This window comes from Natronorubrum halophilum, from assembly GCF_003670115.1.
Taxonomy (GTDB): Archaea; Halobacteriota; Halobacteria; order Halobacteriales; family Natrialbaceae; genus Natronorubrum; species Natronorubrum halophilum.
Genome location: NZ_QQTY01000002.1, coordinates 595,740 through 611,172 on the forward strand (window position 1 = coordinate 595,740; position 15,433 = coordinate 611,172).

The 15,433-nt window shown below is 66.5% G+C and carries 17 protein-coding genes; 5 read left to right on the forward strand and 12 right to left on the reverse strand.

What is annotated here, in order from left to right:
- The first annotated feature begins 207 nt into the window (after positions 1-207).
- Both DWB23_RS08995 and DWB23_RS09000 read left to right on the forward strand, forming a co-directional pair.
- Positions 208-366, forward strand: coding sequence for a DUF7559 family protein (locus DWB23_RS08995; protein ID WP_162989777.1), 159 nt, complete (start codon positions 208-210; stop codon positions 364-366).
- 171 nt (positions 367-537) lie between these two features.
- On the forward strand, positions 538-987 hold the full coding sequence (locus DWB23_RS09000) for an Hsp20/alpha crystallin family protein (protein ID WP_121742482.1): 450 nt from the start codon (positions 538-540) through the stop codon (positions 985-987).
- Positions 988-1,002: 15 nt separating this feature from the next.
- Here the strand turns inward: DWB23_RS09000 and DWB23_RS09005 are convergent, their stop codons facing one another.
- Positions 1,003-2,187 (reverse strand): NAD(P)/FAD-dependent oxidoreductase, encoded by a 1,185-nt coding sequence (locus DWB23_RS09005; RefSeq protein WP_121742483.1) that lies wholly within the window; start codon positions 2,185-2,187, stop codon positions 1,003-1,005.
- Positions 2,188-2,366: 179 nt separating this feature from the next.
- Positions 2,367-3,146 carry a DUF7388 family protein gene (locus tag DWB23_RS09010; protein ID WP_121742484.1) on the reverse strand — a complete coding sequence of 260 codons (780 nt, stop codon included), beginning with the start codon at positions 3,144-3,146 and terminating at the stop codon, positions 2,367-2,369.
- 196 nt (positions 3,147-3,342) lie between these two features.
- On the opposite strand from DWB23_RS09010, the gene DWB23_RS09015 reads away from it, so the two are divergent.
- Positions 3,343-4,026 carry a DUF502 domain-containing protein gene (locus DWB23_RS09015; protein WP_121742485.1) on the forward strand — a complete coding sequence of 228 codons (684 nt, stop codon included), beginning with the start codon at positions 3,343-3,345 and terminating at the stop codon, positions 4,024-4,026.
- Positions 4,027-4,054: 28 nt separating this feature from the next.
- Here DWB23_RS09015 and DWB23_RS09020 read toward each other — a convergent pair whose 3' ends face one another.
- From DWB23_RS09020 to DWB23_RS09035, 4 genes are all read right to left on the reverse strand, one after another.
- On the reverse strand, positions 4,055-4,648 hold the full coding sequence (locus DWB23_RS09020) for an NUDIX hydrolase (protein WP_121742486.1): 594 nt from the start codon (positions 4,646-4,648) through the stop codon (positions 4,055-4,057).
- Positions 4,649-4,765: 117 nt separating this feature from the next.
- The gene (locus DWB23_RS09025; protein ID WP_121742487.1) at positions 4,766-5,245 is read right to left on the reverse strand and encodes a DUF7109 family protein; all 480 of its coding nucleotides are present in this window, start codon (positions 5,243-5,245) and stop codon (positions 4,766-4,768) included.
- 26 nt (positions 5,246-5,271) lie between these two features.
- Positions 5,272-6,447, reverse strand: coding sequence for a glycosyltransferase family protein (locus tag DWB23_RS09030; RefSeq protein ID WP_121742488.1), 1,176 nt, complete (start codon positions 6,445-6,447; stop codon positions 5,272-5,274).
- 106 nt (positions 6,448-6,553) lie between these two features.
- Positions 6,554-7,774, reverse strand: coding sequence for an MFS transporter (locus DWB23_RS09035; RefSeq protein ID WP_238717375.1), 1,221 nt, complete (start codon positions 7,772-7,774; stop codon positions 6,554-6,556).
- A 127-nt stretch (positions 7,775-7,901) separates the two neighbouring features.
- Between DWB23_RS09035 and DWB23_RS22960 the strand changes: the two genes are divergently transcribed.
- Positions 7,902-8,072: an HVO_0758 family zinc finger protein gene (locus DWB23_RS22960; protein WP_162989778.1), complete on the forward strand. Its 171-nt coding sequence runs from the start codon at positions 7,902-7,904 to the stop codon at positions 8,070-8,072.
- Positions 8,073-8,114: 42 nt separating this feature from the next.
- Here DWB23_RS22960 and DWB23_RS09040 read toward each other — a convergent pair whose 3' ends face one another.
- From DWB23_RS09040 to glmU, 5 genes are all read right to left on the reverse strand, one after another.
- Positions 8,115-8,669: a metal-dependent hydrolase gene (locus DWB23_RS09040; RefSeq protein WP_121742489.1), complete on the reverse strand. Its 555-nt coding sequence runs from the start codon at positions 8,667-8,669 to the stop codon at positions 8,115-8,117.
- Between the two features lie 76 nt (positions 8,670-8,745).
- Positions 8,746-9,264 (reverse strand): metal-dependent hydrolase, encoded by a 519-nt coding sequence (locus tag DWB23_RS09045; protein WP_121742490.1) that lies wholly within the window; start codon positions 9,262-9,264, stop codon positions 8,746-8,748.
- On the reverse strand, positions 9,257-9,874 hold the full coding sequence (locus tag DWB23_RS09050) for a Slp family lipoprotein (RefSeq protein WP_238717376.1): 618 nt from the start codon (positions 9,872-9,874) through the stop codon (positions 9,257-9,259). Before DWB23_RS09050 ends, DWB23_RS09045 begins: the two co-directional genes overlap by 8 nt.
- A gap of 124 nt (positions 9,875-9,998) precedes the next feature.
- Entirely contained in the window at positions 9,999-10,835 is an 837-nt protein-coding gene (locus DWB23_RS09055) for a hypothetical protein (protein ID WP_121742491.1), read from the reverse strand.
- 318 nt (positions 10,836-11,153) lie between these two features.
- Positions 11,154-12,335 carry a bifunctional sugar-1-phosphate nucleotidylyltransferase/acetyltransferase gene (glmU, locus tag DWB23_RS09060; protein ID WP_121743061.1) on the reverse strand — a complete coding sequence of 394 codons (1,182 nt, stop codon included), beginning with the start codon at positions 12,333-12,335 and terminating at the stop codon, positions 11,154-11,156.
- Positions 12,336-12,616: 281 nt separating this feature from the next.
- On the opposite strand from glmU, the gene DWB23_RS09065 reads away from it, so the two are divergent.
- Entirely contained in the window at positions 12,617-13,738 is a 1,122-nt protein-coding gene (locus tag DWB23_RS09065; RefSeq protein WP_121742492.1) for a sigma-E factor regulatory protein RseB domain-containing protein, read from the forward strand.
- Positions 13,739-13,817: 79 nt separating this feature from the next.
- Here DWB23_RS09065 and DWB23_RS09070 read toward each other — a convergent pair whose 3' ends face one another.
- Entirely contained in the window at positions 13,818-15,350 is a 1,533-nt protein-coding gene (locus tag DWB23_RS09070; RefSeq protein ID WP_121742493.1) for an aldehyde dehydrogenase family protein, read from the reverse strand.
- Between the last annotated feature and the right edge of the window lie 83 nt (positions 15,351-15,433).

The window sequence follows — 15,433 nt, forward strand, 5'->3', positions numbered from 1 at the left end:
TCGGTCACGCCGCTTTGTGGCGGACCGGCAGCCCTTCTCAATCCCGCCCGCGTCGGCTGGTCGGTCGTCCGCCGGCTGGAACTTTCGGAGTACTTCTGGCCGAATCGGAACGATCGCACCGGCCAGCGACACGGATTCGAGTATACACCGTCGATCCGAAACGCCGAAACCCCGACGTTGATGGTCGTCGTCCGCGTACCGGCGAGTATGCCACCGACGGAGGAAATCGTCTGCACCGCCGAGGACTGTTTTCTCGACCTGTTCGAGAACCACTACACGTACGACGCCCCCGAAGACATCGAACTCACGTCGCTGTCCTGTCCCGTCTGCGGGGGGAGTGACTGCCTCGAGCGGGTCGAACTGTAGACGAGCGGCGACGCGCCGATAGTTCCCTTCAGGCGGAACGCGTCAGACGTTTATTTTGTCCCATCCAAAGGGATATGAACGTGGGTCGTGTAACCTATGGTAAGCCATGTCCTCGACGTACCTCCAGGTCCCCACCGTGGCTCCGAGCAACGCCGGCAGGGGTGACTCCGCGTGAGCCTCAGCGACCTCCGCAAGTCGGTCGGCAACGCCCTCTATCGACAGGTCGGTCGCGCGCACAGTCACGTCCAAAAACACCGCACTCTCCCCGTCGACGTCCTCGAGAACGATACGACCTACCGCGTCGTCTTCGACGCTCCCGGCGTCGAACCGGACGACGTACAGGTCCGCTACCTCGAGGGCAACGTCAAGATCCGAATCGATCGGTTCCGCCAGTTTCGCGACGGCTACGAGATGCGTTTTCCCGGCCGCGGGATGGAACTCGACGGCGAAGCCGAACTGCCCGACGACGCGCTCGTCGATCCGGACGCGGGACGCGCGGCGCTCACCGAGACGGGAACGCTACGAATCGACATCCCGAAGGATCCGTCGGCCGGAAGCGGTGAGTCCGAAGTAGATTCGGACGCCGAAATCGAGACCGACGAACTGACAGTCGACGAGTGAGCCGTTTCGACCGGGTTAGGACTCGGAATCGATCGCCATTCCGTCGACGATCGCGAACGACTCGTCGCCGTCGAATCGAGTGGGATCGAACGCGTCGATCCCGCCGCCACCGAGAACCTGTTTCGCAAGCCGCTCGCCGACCGCCGGCGCGCGCATGAAGCCGTGTCCCTGAAACCCGGTTGCGACGTACAACCCCGATAGCAATTCGCCGACCAGCGGGTCCCGATCCGGCGTCGCCGTACAGAGTCCGGCCCACGCCCGATCGAGTTCGAGGTCCGCCCCGGGGAGTCGTCGGTGGACGCGCTCGAGCAGGTCCTTTGCGAAGTCGGGATCCGCACCGCGCTCGTAGTCGTCGGGATCGGCTTCGACGTGTTCCGTCCCGTCGCCCGCGAGGAGTCCCTCCGGGTGCGGCCGCAAGTAGAACCCGCTGCTCGCGTCGTAACACATCGGTTCCTCGAGAGCCGCGCGCGCGACGAGCGCCTGCACTCGGTAGGGTTTCATCGCGATGGGGACGCCGGCGTCCGCAAGCACCCGCTTGGTGTGTGCGCCGGCGGTGACGACCACTGCGTCGACCTCGCGTTCCGTGCCGTCCTCGAGAACGACGCGCGAGGGATCGGTGCGAACCCGAACGGAGGTGTTCGGCTCGAGGCTCGCGCCCGCGCCGGATGCGGCAGCGGCGAGACAGGCGGTGTATCTTCCGGGGTCGGTGTATCCCGCCCCGCCGGCGATTCCCGCGACGGCGACGTCGTCCGTCCGGAGCGTCGGAAAGCGATCCTCGAGCGCGTCGGCGTCGCCCTCGAGCGCGACGACGCCGTTCTCTTGCATCCGCTCGATCTGGTCGCGGATGGCATCCGCTCGGTCCGCGTCTCCCTCGCGGGCGAGCCAAACGTACGGACACTCCACGAAGGGGAAGGTATCGTCGCCCGAAAACGCCCGAAACCGTTTGATGGCGTCGCCGCCGATTTCGGCGTCGACCGGGTCCGCGAAGGCGTCATAACAGAGGCCCGCCGCCCGGCCGCTCGCGCCGCTTGCGACCTGGCCCCGATCGTACAGCGTTACGTCCACACCCTCGCGCGCGAGGTCGTAGGCCGTCGTCGCGCCGACGGCACCCGCGCCGACGACGGCGACCTCGAGCCCTTCTCCCTCCCGAACGAACGCGTCCGCTCCGACGGCGAGTTCCGCCTCGAGGGAGTCGGTCATCGTCGATCACGCGCCGGCGCGACTCGAGTCATCGGCTGGCGGTTCGTTCGATCGCGAGCGTGGCGTCGGCTCCGAGCATCGATCGCGTACGCGAAAGTCCTCGTCATAGCGGCTACTGGGAACGGCTGACACTTACCTCTGGGTGGTTGCCGCGTCCGGTCCGGTGATTCGGATGCCGATCACGCCAGAAACGGCTCGAGGCCCTGCGCCGGGTAGCCGACGACCGTCGTTGCGCCGGTCGCGCGGAGCGAATCGGTCTGCTTGCGTAGCTCGGCGGCGGTCCCGGCGAGCGCGTAGTCGGCGACCGCCTCGAGCAGGATCTCTCGAGCGCGTCCGGTAGCGCTCGCGTCGGTCGCGGTGTCCTCGGGCAGCGCCCGTGCGACGGGCTGTCGCCGAGCGACGTAGGTGCCGACGGCGTCGAGGAGGGCGTTTTCGTCGTCGGTCAACACCGTGGGGGCGTAGACGGCGATATCGCCGTCGAACCCGGCCGACCGAAGCGCGCGCAGTTCCCGGTCGGTGCTCCGCGAGAGCAGATCGTACTGCGTCGCCCCCGTCGCCATCGCGATCCGTTCGACGCTTTCGGTCCCCACCCACGCGTCCGGTTCGGCCTCGAGGGCCGCGCCCAGTCGTGGTGCGACGGCCCGCTCGCGTTCCTCGTCGGTGAGGTAGGCGGGGTGGCCCGCGACGAGGACGCGGCCGACCGCGTCGGGCAGGTCCGCGACTAGCGAGTCGTCGCCCAGCGGATCGAAGCCGTCGGCTCGGACGGGCGTCGTAAGGAGGACGTTCGCACCCCTCGAGAGGGTTCGAAGGGTCTCCGCGGCGGGTAGATGGTCGCGACCCTCGTAGTCGATCGCGATCGTGTCGACCGGGATCGACGCGGCGTCCGAGACGGTACACTCGGCGGGTTTGAGAGCGATCGCATCCAGTCCGGCACGGGCGACGGTGTTCGTTGTGAGCATCGGGTGATGGTCCTCGCGCGACGAGTCGGTCGCCGATTCGTCACTCGGGACTCGTCTACGCGACTATAGCCGTGTTGTGGGGCCTGTGTGCAAAAATCTGGCGTTCCGCGACCACCGCCGATCCCGTCTCCGGTCGACGCGAGTCCACAATCTACTCGTAGGTGGCCCTCCAGATTCGGACCGTGAGCGTTGCTCTATGAGTTCGGTAAAAGGGGACTTCGGACGGGGACTCATCGTCATCGTCCCCGTTCTCGTGACGCTGTTTATCCTCTACGCGCTCTACTCGTTCATCGCGAACGTCACGCCCGGCGTGTTGCTCAACTCCGAAACGCTCGGGGCGGTGGTGCCGGGCCTCGGTGAGTACGCCCTCGAGCGACTCGCCGGCTTCCTTCGCGTCCTCTCGTTCGTCGGGTTTCTCGCCCTCCTGATGTACGTTATCGGCCAGTTTATGGAGACGACGATCGGCGAGGTTCTCGAGGCGATCGTCGACTACGCCGCGAACCGTATTCCCGGCGTTCGGGTCGTCTACAACGCGTCGAAAACCGCGAGCGAGACCACGTTCGGATCGGAGAAAACCCTCCAGACGCCGGTCAAAGTCGAGACGTGGGATGGGCTCTGGATGACCGCGTTCAAAACGGGACAGACGACGCGCGAGGGGCGAATGACGCTCTTTTTGCCGACCTCGCCGAACATCACCACGGGATTCGTCCTCGAGGTAGCCGCCGACGAGATCATCGAACTGGACGAAACCGTAGAGGAAGCACTCACTCGAGTCGTCAGCGCCGGCTTCGGCGATGCGGACCACGCTGAAACCGAGGGTGGCGACGTCTCGTTGAACGTTATCGGCGAGCTACAGCCGGAACGAGAGCGGCGGGACTAGGATCGATTTTCACTCCATCCGATGGACGCTATCCCTGCGACCGGTCGACCCGAATCGGGGCCTCGAAGTCGGTCGTCAACTCGAGTAGCTGGACGAGAATGCGGCCGGTCGCCCCCCAGACGGTGTAGCCGTCGACGTGGAAGTAGTGGATGACGATGTCGCCGTAGTAGGGGTGGTCGCGGCGTTCGTACTCGTAGTTTGCGGGGTCGAGTAGTCCCGAGAGCGGGAGGACGACGATTTCGGCGACTTCGGAGCCGTCGCGCACGTACTCGCGGTCGGGAACGCGGGCGACGAAGGGAGTGACGGCGTACTCCGTGATCGTTCGGATATCGTCCAGTTGGCCGATGATCTCGGTCTCGTGGGCCTCGAGACCGATCTCCTCGTTCGCCTCTCGGAGCGCGGTCTCGAGAATGGTGTCGTCGATCGGTTCGGCTCCGCCGCCGGGGAAGCTCATCTGCCCGGGGTGCTCGCCGAGGTGGTCGGCCCGTCGGGTAAACAGCAGGTGATCCTCGCCGTCGCGCTCGATGATCGGCGCGAGGACGGCCGCATCGTATTCCTGGTCGTCGATCTCGAGCGGGTCGTACGCCGCGACCGGCTCGAGGGTCATGGTCGTCCGTGGCATTCGATTACACAGTTCCCGCAGCCGCTCGGTGTCGGCTCGTCGGGTGCGGTTCGGGGATCGATCGTCGGTGCTGATTCGTTCGTTTGCGCTGTCCGGTCGGCCGCCCGCTCGAGACGGTCATTCGAGCGTCGCCTCCAGCCGGTCCCGGTCGGCCGCGAGATCGACGGGTGCCCACGCTTCGATGTCGTAGCTGACGTCGAGCAAGTGACGGAGCCGGTCGTCGTCGCCGGCAGCGACGGCGTCCTCGAGTTCCTCGGTGAACTGCCCGTGGACCGTCTCGCCGAGGGCGTCGCGATCGAGGTGTCGTCGGTCGATGTCGAGGATGTGTGGCACGTCCTCGGCGTGTTCCGGAACCGACGGAAACGCCGTCGGGCCGGCGACCAGCAACGATTGGCGCGTGCCGTCGTGGCGTCGCTCGTACCGGACGAGCGCAAACGACTCGAGGGCGTCGTCGATCGCCGTCTCGAGCGCCGTCTCGTCGACGGACTGGCCGTCCGCGCGGAACGCCGCCTCCGAGAGCGCCCGCTCGAGTTCCGGGCGCGTCAACCCGCCGAAGAGGTCGACGATGCCCGCCAGTTCGTCGCCGGTCGCGTTCATAGTCGCCACAACGAAGGGTGGGCAGATTAGTCTTGTGCGCGAGAGTCGATCGGATCGCGCCGGGTCCGCCGGCCGTCTTCGGCCGGGGGAGCGGGACGAGCCGCCTCGAGGACGGCAGCCGGTTCGAACGGTGCGTCGGTCCACCGCGGCAGGCGACGGTCGGGTCCGGGCGGCGCGATAGCGGCGGCGTAGCGAGCGAGTTGGTCGCGCTCGCTCGCCGAGTCGTACGCGAGGCCGTTGAACGCCGCGTCGGCCCGGTACTGATCGATGAGTCGGGCACCGGTCGCGCGATACCGGTCCTGAAGGGTTTCGTAGTCCGGTTCGACGCCGCCGTCCTCGACGACCCGCAGCAGCTCCGCGGCCACCTGGCGGCTCATCCCCTCGAGCCCGGTTTCGCCCGCCACCGCGCGGTGGTCGTGTTCGTGGCGACCGAGGTCGACCTGGGCGGAGCCCGCAAAGCCCGCGACGTCGAAGGCGTCGCCCAGGGTCCCGACCTCGAGCCCCCAGGCGCGAGGGGCGCGAAGCCGTCGGGCGAGCGAGGCGGTAGCGGCGAACTCCCCGGCCAGCGCGTACCGGAACGCGCCGAGGTAGTCGAGAACGGGCGCGTCGTGACGAGTCGCGAGCGTCCGGACGAGGGGGGCGTAGAACAGCCGAAAGAGCCGGCCGTAGAGCCGGTCGTCTTCGATGCGGGCGTAGTACCCCTTCGAGAAATCGAACCGCATCGTGAGTGGGGCGAGGAGTCGGTGAACGTGCTCGGCCTCGTAGCTCTTCGCGTCGGCGTCGTGAACGACGACGTACTCGCCGGTCTCGGCGGCGGGACCGAGCGCGAGCCAGACGTCCCGGCCCTTGCCGAAGCCGTTCGCCAGTCCGGCGTCCGCGAGGAGGTCCGTGACGGCGGGCGCGTTACACCAGAGGACGCGAATCGGCAGGGCGAACGACTCGAGCCACTCCCGAAACGGCTCGATCCGATCGGCGTCGGCGCGAACGGGGACGATGACTGCAGCGGGTTCGCGCGTCAGACCCTCGAGTTCCGAGAGCACGCGCTCGGCGGCGGGGCTCTCGTGTTCGCGGCCGGCCATCGGAACGACGACGGCAGTCTCGGCGACCGCGTCGGCTGCGTCGCAAGCGAGGCTGTCGCCCGACGCTCCGGCCGTCCCGCCGAACTCGTGGAGCGTGGCGATTCGCTCCTGTACGTACTCCATCGGTGGAGTGTTCGGCCGGACCGGTAAAACGGCCACGACTCCGGCAGATCATCCGATCGGTTTTCGGAGCGTCGCGACGGGCGCAGGGAACCGTCGCCGAGCGTCGTTATCCGTTTTCGCCGGTCGGGAGGCGGCCCGCGGCGGTAAGCGCGACGAGGACGAGCAAGACCACGCTGATGGCGACCGCGAACAGCCGGAAGGCCTCGTCGAAGCCGACGCCGGCGTCGACGAGCGCTCCCAGGATGGCGCTTCCGGTCGCCTGGATCGGCATCATCAGCCCGATGAACAGGGCGTAGGCGCTGGCGCGGTTCTCGTCGGGGACGGACGCGAGTACGTAGGTGTCCGACGCGGGGAACACGCCGTGGATCGCGAAGCCGAGAATCGCCGTGACGAGCAGGATCGACCAGCCGCTCTGGACGACGGTCAGCGCGAGCAGCGAACAGACGAACGCGCCGACGATCACGTGCAACAGCGGCAAGAACGGAACCCGATCCGCGATCCAGCCGGTGAGTGCGAACGACGGCACCCCAGCGAGAAAGAGCAGAGTGAGGAGAGTCCGCGAGTAACTCGCAGAGAGCCCCTTCGCCTCGACGAGGTACGTCACGTAGAAGTTGAACACGCCGTTCCAGACGAGCCCCGCGAGGCCGACGATCGCGACGGCAGTCACGATGATCGGCCACTGCCGGCGCAGGGCCGCGAGGAGATCCTGATCCGATCGCCCGGCCGTCGGCAACGTTGCGCGCCTCGCAGCGACGAAGAAGACGACCGTCGCGCCGACCGTCACGACCGAGATCGCGAGAAAGAGGGCGCGCCAGGCCGCGATCGGCCACGTCAGTGCGAAGAACGCGCCGACCAGCAGCGGAGCGACCACCGCGGCGGTCTGGCTCGACATCCCGTGAACGCCGACCGCGCGGCCGACCCGCGCCGGAAACAGTTCGCTGACCAGCGGGTTCGCCGCGACGAAGTACGCGCCGCTCGCGACGCCCATGCACAGCGCACCCGCGTACAGCGCCTCGAGGTTCGCCGCCGTCGCCGCGAACGCCGAAGCGGCGGCGAGGATCCCGCCCGACGCGAGCACGACCCAGTGACGCGGCACGCGCGTCAGGAGGTAGCCCGTCGGAATCAACAGCGACGCGCTTCCGACCCACGCCAGCGTCGCGAGCAGCCCGACGGCCCCCGCGCTCGCGTCGAACGTCGTTCGAAACGGCTCGAGCAGCGGCGCGTAGATCACCCGACCGAGATTGACGAGGAAGACCATCGCACACAGCGACCCGAACACGCCCACTCGACCCGGGAACCGCTCCTGTCGGGTCGTCGTCTCGCTCATACCGCCTCTGTATCGTCGGGAAGGTCAACGCTTTCGACACGACCGCGAGCGAACCTGTCGAAGCGGTGACGGCACAGTGCTCGATAAAGCCCCGGTCTTTTTCTTCTCTACCTTCGTGAGGGGGAACATGAGATCCGTCCGGAAGGCGCTCCGCGAGGGCGAACTCGAGAAAGACACCTACGATCGACTCGTCTGTGGCGAGTGTGAAAAGCCCCTGAAGACCGAAAACGACCCGGATCAGATCAAGACCGTCCGCATCTGTCCGGACTGCGACGCGGAGTGGAAAGAGATCCGATAGTTCTGCGTTCCGCGTCGCTCCGGACTCGGAAGGGATCCTACACTACCCGGGCGTCGGTCGAACCCGCTCGAGCGCTGCGCGAAGCGCCGCGAGACCGGGATACCCGTGCTGACGCCAGAGGGTGAACGCGATAGCGGCGAGGACGAATTCCAGAAGGAAGTACGGGTCGGTCGCCGAGTCCCGTAAGAGCCCGAGAACGGTCGGCGGTCCCTGTTCGTACTCCTCGACCGGAATCGCCGGCCAGAGGAGGTGGTTCGCGTCCGCTTCGGGCCGCCAGATGACGGGCAGGGCGTCGACGACGACGTGCGAGAACGCGCCGATCGCGAAGGCGATGCCGTACTCTCTACGATCGTAGTGACTTGCGAGCGCGTACGCCGCGATCGAGAGCGGTACCAACAAGAACAGCGAGTGTGCGAGCGTCCGCCCCGTCGGGATCACGCGCAGATACCACGCTAACGGCTTATCTACGAGGTCGGGGAACTGACTCCCGAGTACGAGGATTAGCGCCGGAACGTGCGCCGGCGGGGCGTCGAACCGGGCTCGAGTCGCGAGGGTGTAACAGAGGTACGCGACGGCGACGTGTCCCAGTGGCCACATGTACGTCGGGCTGATGTGAGGGCGGAATATAACTGGCGCGGTTGGGAGTCGCGGGGGGTCGAAGACGGTATCGCGGTCACTCGATCTTCGACGCTCCCGTTCCAGTCGGGTCGTCTCGGTACCGAGCGATCGTCCAGACGAGCGCCGCACAGAGGCCGGCGACGGCCGCCGGCCAACGGTCGCTGCTCAGGAAGAGCCCGCCCGCGGGCAGCCGGTACTCCGTGAGCGGCCAGAAGACGGCGTACGCCTCCCCCGTCGGCGTCATGAGAAGCACGTCGAGGACGTGGTGTGACAGGGCACCGATCGCGAACAGCGCGATCGCTTGCGTCCGGTACTCGGGGGCGAGCAGGAGCGAGCAGAGGCCGACGACGAGCACGGAGCCGACGAGCGTGTGCAACGGCGACCACGAGAACGGTACGCCGAGCAGCGCCGCCACGAGGCCGTCCGGGACGAACAGATCGATTTTGGCGAAATCCGGCGAGAGCGCGCCGATCATCGCGAGCGTGACGCGGGCCGAGCGCAGTCGCTCGTATCGAAGCGAGAGGAGCATGCCGATGACGTAGCCGACGAGCACGTGCGTGAGCACGTCAGGCACGGCGATCCCCTCCGTCCGTCCGGGCTCGTTGGTTCTGTCGGGTTCGTGCCTGCTGACTCCGGCCCGACCGGTCCGATCCCTGTCGTCTCGAGGACTGGTCGGCGGTTTTCGACGACCGTTCCCGCGGGATGAACGCGAGCGTCGCTCGATCGAAGCGCCAGCCGCGGATGAATCGACCGGCGACCCAGAGCCCGGCGATCGCCGAGACGGCGAGCATGTAGCCCGTCTCGGACGATTTTCGGGTCGTCGTCCGCTCGACGACGAGCGTCGAGTCGGCCTCGAGCGTGCCGAAGGCGGTCACGCGGTCGCCCCGCTCCAGCGGCCCGTCGGCGTTCTGGAGTCGATCGTCCGCGTTTACGAGCGTGAATCGGCCGTATCCGCTGGCGCGCGTCGCGATCACCACGGGGTCGGTGTCGACGACCCGCCCGCCGAGGACGACCTGCTCGCCGACGTATGCCTCGGGCGTCGGCGTCACTTCGACCTCGTCCGGATACGCGCTCTCAAGCGGATCGCCGGGCGTCGCGCCCGCCCAGAGCAGACAGCCGCCCAGAAGCGCGCCGAGAACCACGCCGGCGAGGAGACGACCGCGTTGTCCAGCGAAAAACTGCATGTGTGTCGCTCGAGGGGAAGGGCTACCCGGAGGAAAGGTCTTCTGTTCTCGTTCGGGTCGGCCCGGAGTGAGGCGGAACGACGAACCTTCGTGGACACGCGTTGGTGCGTCGTTCAACGCGTATCTACGAATTCGAGGCCCGCGTCCCGCTCTCACCGTTCGGCGGTGGACCGACGACCCGTCTGAGCGGCGGGTAACAGAGGCCGAAGACGAACCCGAAGACGAGCAGCCCGATCAGGCTCTGCCAGTGCAGGTACGGGAAGGGACGTGAGGAATCGAAGACGACCCGCATCCACAGCGGGAGTGCGATCGCGATACCGAAGAGCCACCCGAAGATGGCGATCAACAGCCCGACGGACAGCCCCGCCGCCGGATCGGTCGCTCGCATCGTCGAGTTCGCGGCCGCGATAATTCCGTCGATACCCATTCCGGTGAGGACGCTCCACGCGAGCAGTAGTGCGATCCCGGCTCGGGCGCTCTCGCGGCCGTAGAGCGAAGCGACCGACTCGAGTCGGCCGGTCGCGTACACCCCGGTACCGACGACCGCGCCGGCGAGGAGCGCGGCCACGGCGATGCAGACGACGGTCGCTACTACCCGCGCGAACCGCGACGCGAGACCGTTCTCTCGAGGGACTCCCGCGACCGTAACGACGGCCGTCGCGACCAGAAAGGCGAGTATCGACGCGAAGACGGTCTCGAGGTACAGATCGGCGAGCGGTGGCTGATCGAGGGTGTAGTGAACGGCGAACAGGTCGGCCCACGACGAATCGTGGACGATCCGAAGCTGACCTCGAAAAACGGGAGCAATGTTGTAAAGGTCCGGCGCAAGGCCCCACAGGCCGCCGATACTGACGATCCAGAGTCGCCCGCGGCGGACGAGACCGGACCGAAGCGCGAACGGCGCTGCGAGGACAAGGAGGAGGGATGCGCCGACGAGGAAGTGGACGATAGCTGGTGCCATGGGAGTCGACGTGTGAGTACGGATACTTCGGATCCGTCCTTTAGTAGGGTCGCCGTACGGCCCGGTACGAACCGCCGTGCAGTACCCGGTGTCGCACTCGGTTTGATCCGTCGAGCGGGGCGTTCGGCGTCCGCCGGCGATCCGACGAATTCGTCGTGGAAATCGCGTCGCGTCCCTCGCTCTCGAGGCAATCTCGAGTAATATCGCTGGAACGCCGATTCGCGGCGTGCTCCACCTGATGGAACTCGCGGCGGGTACGCTCGACGGATCAGTGTGAGTGGAACCGCAGTCAGGATAAATCCACGGGCCGCGATCGACTTATCGATCCCGCTCGACGGTCTCACCGGGTCGCGTGGTCGCGCCGGTATCGAGTTTTAACCCGGGAGAGAGGCTCGAGTTGATGCCCGTTTTGGCCCCGTCGCCGGCGACCACGCCGAACTTGCGCCGGCCCGTCGAGACGCGCTCGCCTTTCACGGTGAACTCGATGTCCGCGTCGTCGTGGCGGAGGTTCGCGACGTTCGTCCCCGCGCCGAAGTTGACGTCCCGGCCGAGAACGCTGTCGCCGACGTAGGAGAGGTGGCTGACCGACGTGCCTCGAGAGAGCACGCTGTTTTTCACCTCCGCGGCGTGGCCGATCTTCGCGCCGGACTCGACCAGCGTCGCACCGCGGACGTAGGCGTTCGGCCCGATCGTCGCGCCCGAACGGATCAGCGCCGGCCCCTCGATGACGACGCCCGGTTTCACCGTCGCGCCGTCCTCGACGACGATATCGCCCTCGAGCGTCGCGTCCTCGCTCACGTCGCCGTCGATCCGTCGCTCGAGGTTGCCGATCTTCCACTCGTTGGCTTCGAGCAACTCCCACGGGCGGCCGACGTCCAGCCAGCGCTCGAGCGTCACGGGGGTGACGTCGAACTCGTCGATCACGGTCGCCACCACGTCGGTGATCTCGTGTTCACCGCGGTCGCTCTCGGGGACCTCGAGCCACTCGCGTGCCTCTGCGGGGAAGGCGTAGGCACCGGCGTTCGCGAGGTTCGTCGGCGGATCGTCAGGCTTCTCGACGATACCGGTGACCGAGCCGGCGTCGGTACTGAGAACGCCGTAGTTACGCGGGTCGTCGACCTCGATCGCGCAGACGGCCGGACACTGATCGAAGAGTCGAGCGACCGCCGCCGGGTCGTACAGGTTGTCGCCGTTCAGCACGGCAAAGGGTCCCTCGATGTGGTCTCGAGCGGTGTTGACGGCGTCCGCCGTGCCGGCCTGTTCGGTCTGGACCGCGTAGGAGACGGGGACGCCGCGGTACTCCGAACCGAAGTACTCGCCGACGGTTTCGGCCTCGTATCCCACGACGAGGACGATCTCGTCCGCTCCGGCGTCGATCGCCGCGTCGATCGTGTGAGCGACGAGCGGCCGATCGGCGACCGGTAACATCGGCTTCGGGACCGAATCGGAGAGTGGTCGAATACGCGTGCCCTGCCCCGCCGCAAGAACGACTGCTTTCATGTACTCGGTGTCTTCCATGAACGGTCGGATAAGCGATTCGCTCGCCGGTCGATTTCGTGTGAATCGGGGGCATTCCGGAACGCGATCACGGTCGTCGTCGGCCGCGGCCGAACTGACCGTTCGTCCCGTCCGTCGGTCGGGAGTACGAGATCGCGGCCGAATCGGTGCCTGTGACGGATGCGATCCGTCCTCGCGGAAGCGGCTCACGGCGTGTTCCCGATCGGAGAAAACGACATATCATTTATATAATGGGCGTTCGTCGTGGCAGACGAACGACACCGATGACTATCCGACGATTCACAGCGGTCGTTGCCGTCTCTCTGTTGCTGGTCACCGCGGGCTGTCTCGGCGCGGTTTCCTTCGACGACGGCGACGCCGACCCCGACGAGGATGCTGACGATGAACTGCCCGCTACGAACGAGCTACCCGACGCGGACGAACTGCTCGAGCAGACGATGGAAGCCGAATCGTCCATCGACGACGTCCACGGCGTCCAGACGGTGACGGTGGACGACGGCGACGACGTCGTCACGTCGACACACGAAGTCTGGCAGCGCTCGTCCGGCGAGTACCGAAGCGAACTCCTCGAGACCGACGACTCCGAGGAGTTCGACGTCACGGTCTCGAACGGAACGACGACCTGGATGTACGATGAAGCCGACAACGAGGCCGTGCGAACGGACCTCGAGTTCGACGCGGAGGAACTGGAAGCGCTGAGCGAGGAGATGGCCGATTCCCTCTACGCCAACATGACCGCGACGGTCGACGGGACCGCCACCGTGGCCGACCGCAAGGCCTACGTCCTCGAACTCACGCCCGACGGCGACGACGCGATCTACGAGTCGGTTACGCTCTGGATCGATCAGGAATCGAAGTACCCGCTGAAACAGGAGAGCACGATGACGGCTACCGGGAACGTGACGGTAACCATCGCGTTCGAAGAAGTCACCTTCAACGAGGGTATCGACGACGAACGGTTCGCGTTCGAACCGCCTGCGGACGCCGAGATCATCGACACTAACGACTTCGCGTTCGAACAGTTCGACGACATCGGGCCGGCCGCGGACGCGACACCGTTCGAACTCCCCGATCCCGACGTTCCTGCCGAGTACGCACTCGAGGGCGTCACGGTCTCCGAGGGTCTCAACGGATGGAGCGCATCCCTCCAGTACGCGGACGACGCCGAAACGTTCCTGTTCGTCAGCGTCACCAATGGCGAGACCGACTCCGTCGTTGACCCGGACGGCACGCCGGTCGAGATCGGCGAAACCGACGCGATCGTTCGCGAGTTCGGACCGGAGACGACTGCGATCGAGTGGAATGACGGCGGGCTCAGCTACACCGTGAGCGGCGACCTCGAGACCGACGAGCTGACCGCGATCGCCGAGTCGATCGTCGACTAACGAGACGCGTCTCGCGAAGTACCTGTTTTCGCCGTACGCTGGCACGCTGCCGAAAAATATCGTCAGCACCGAGCTGCCGTCAGTCCTCGCCCGTCGTGATATCCGCCGACAGCCCCTGTGCCATCTCGATCTCTTTCGAGTTGTTCATCGTCCAGGCAGTCCGCTCCGTGACGGCCTCGATGGCCTCTCGAGCGCTCGGATAGCCGTTACCCGACTTCTTCACGCCGCCGAAGGGCAACTGCACCTCCGCGCCGATACACGGCAGGTTCGCGTACGCGAGGCCGATCTCCGCCCGATCGCGGAACGCGTGGAGCTGACGGTAGTCCTCGGAGATGATCGCCCCCGCGAGCCCGTAGGGCGTGTCGTTGTGGATCTCGAGCGCGCGCTCGATGTCGCCCTCGTATTCTATCAGGGCGACGTGCGGGCCGAAACACTCCTCTTGCAGACAGCGCAGGTCGGAATCGTAGTCGATCTCGTAGACGAACGGCCCGACCCAGTGGCCCGCGTCGGAGCCGTCCGGAATCTCGCTCTCCTCGAGTTCGAACCGGTCGACGAGTACCTCCGCGCCTTCCTCCCGGGCCAGTTCGTTGTGCTGGCGAATCTTCTCGACGTGGTCGGCCTCGATCGCCGGCCCCATGAACGTGTCATCCTCGAGCGGATCCCCGACCGAGACGTCCTCGGCGATGTCGACGAACCGGTCTTTGAACTCGTCGTAGACGTCCGTGTGAACGATCAGGCGCTCGCTCGAGACGCAGCGCTGCCCTGTCGTCTTGAAGCTGGACATGATCGCGGAGTGGACCGCGATGTCGAGATCCGCCTCCTCGGTGACGACGATCCCGTTTTTCCCGCCCATCTCGCAGGCGGCGAGTTTGCCGGGTTCGCCGCCGACCTTGCCCGAGATTTCGTGGCCGACCTCCGCGGAGCCCGTAAAGAGGACGGTGTCGACGCGGTCGTCTTCGGTGATCGCCGCGCCGGCGTCGCCGAAGCCCTGGACCATGTTGAACACGCCCTCCGGGATTTCGGCGTCGTCCATCATCTCGGCGATGACCTGCCCGCACCACGGCGTCTGTTCGGCGGGCTTCCAGACGACGGTGTTGCCCTCGACCAGCGCGATGGCCATGTGCCAGAACGGGATGGCGACGGGGAAGTTCCACGGCGTGATACAGCCGATTACGCCCCGCGGTTTTCGGCGCATGTAGGCGTCCTTGCCCGCGACTTCCGAGGGGACGACGTCCCCGTGAGGGTGACGGGCGTTGCCCGCAGCCCACTCGACCATGTGCCAAGCTTCCGTGACGTCCGCCTTCCCTTCGGAAATCTCCTTGCCGCACTCCTTCGAAACGATTTCGCCCAGTTCCTCGTGGCGCTCGCGGAGTTCGTGGTAGATATCCCAGAGGTACTCCGCGCGGTCGATGTAGGACAGGGAGCGCCACTCCTCGGAGGCGTTCTCTGCGGCCGCGAGTGCGGCGTCGACGTCGTCGACCGTTCCGCGACGGAACGTCGCCAGCGTCTCGCCCGTAGCGGGGTTTCGACTCTCGAACGTGTCGCCGTCGTCGTCGCTCCACTCTCCGCCGATGTAGTGGCCGTACATCTGTTCGGTGGCTTGCTGACTCATACCAAAATAAACGACGAGCGCCGTGAAAACCCTAATGGTGGGTTCCGGACGGACGCACCACCCGGCGAAGGCGTCGGTTGGCT

Coding starts and splice junctions, on each gene's coding strand:
- DWB23_RS08995 (WP_162989777.1), top strand. CDS start 208: ATGCCACCGACGGAGGAAATCGTCTGCACCGCCGAGGACTGTTTTCTC.
- DWB23_RS09005 (WP_121742483.1), bottom strand. CDS start 2,187: ATGACCGACTCCCTCGAGGCGGAACTCGCCGTCGGAGCGGACGCGTTC.
- DWB23_RS09010 (WP_121742484.1), bottom strand. CDS start 3,146: ATGCTCACAACGAACACCGTCGCCCGTGCCGGACTGGATGCGATCGCT.
- DWB23_RS09015 (WP_121742485.1), top strand. CDS start 3,343: ATGAGTTCGGTAAAAGGGGACTTCGGACGGGGACTCATCGTCATCGTC.
- DWB23_RS09020 (WP_121742486.1), bottom strand. CDS start 4,648: ATGCCACGGACGACCATGACCCTCGAGCCGGTCGCGGCGTACGACCCG.
- DWB23_RS09025 (WP_121742487.1), bottom strand. CDS start 5,245: ATGAACGCGACCGGCGACGAACTGGCGGGCATCGTCGACCTCTTCGGC.
- DWB23_RS09030 (WP_121742488.1), bottom strand. CDS start 6,447: ATGGAGTACGTACAGGAGCGAATCGCCACGCTCCACGAGTTCGGCGGG.
- DWB23_RS09035 (WP_238717375.1), bottom strand. CDS start 7,774: ATGAGCGAGACGACGACCCGACAGGAGCGGTTCCCGGGTCGAGTGGGC.
- DWB23_RS22960 (WP_162989778.1), top strand. CDS start 7,902: ATGAGATCCGTCCGGAAGGCGCTCCGCGAGGGCGAACTCGAGAAAGAC.
- DWB23_RS09040 (WP_121742489.1), bottom strand. CDS start 8,669: ATGTGGCCACTGGGACACGTCGCCGTCGCGTACCTCTGTTACACCCTC.
- DWB23_RS09050 (WP_238717376.1), bottom strand. CDS start 9,874: ATGCAGTTTTTCGCTGGACAACGCGGTCGTCTCCTCGCCGGCGTGGTT.
- DWB23_RS09055 (WP_121742491.1), bottom strand. CDS start 10,835: ATGGCACCAGCTATCGTCCACTTCCTCGTCGGCGCATCCCTCCTCCTT.
- glmU (WP_121743061.1), bottom strand. CDS start 12,335: ATGAAAGCAGTCGTTCTTGCGGCGGGGCAGGGCACGCGTATTCGACCA.
- DWB23_RS09065 (WP_121742492.1), top strand. CDS start 12,617: ATGACTATCCGACGATTCACAGCGGTCGTTGCCGTCTCTCTGTTGCTG.
- DWB23_RS09070 (WP_121742493.1), bottom strand. CDS start 15,350: ATGAGTCAGCAAGCCACCGAACAGATGTACGGCCACTACATCGGCGGA.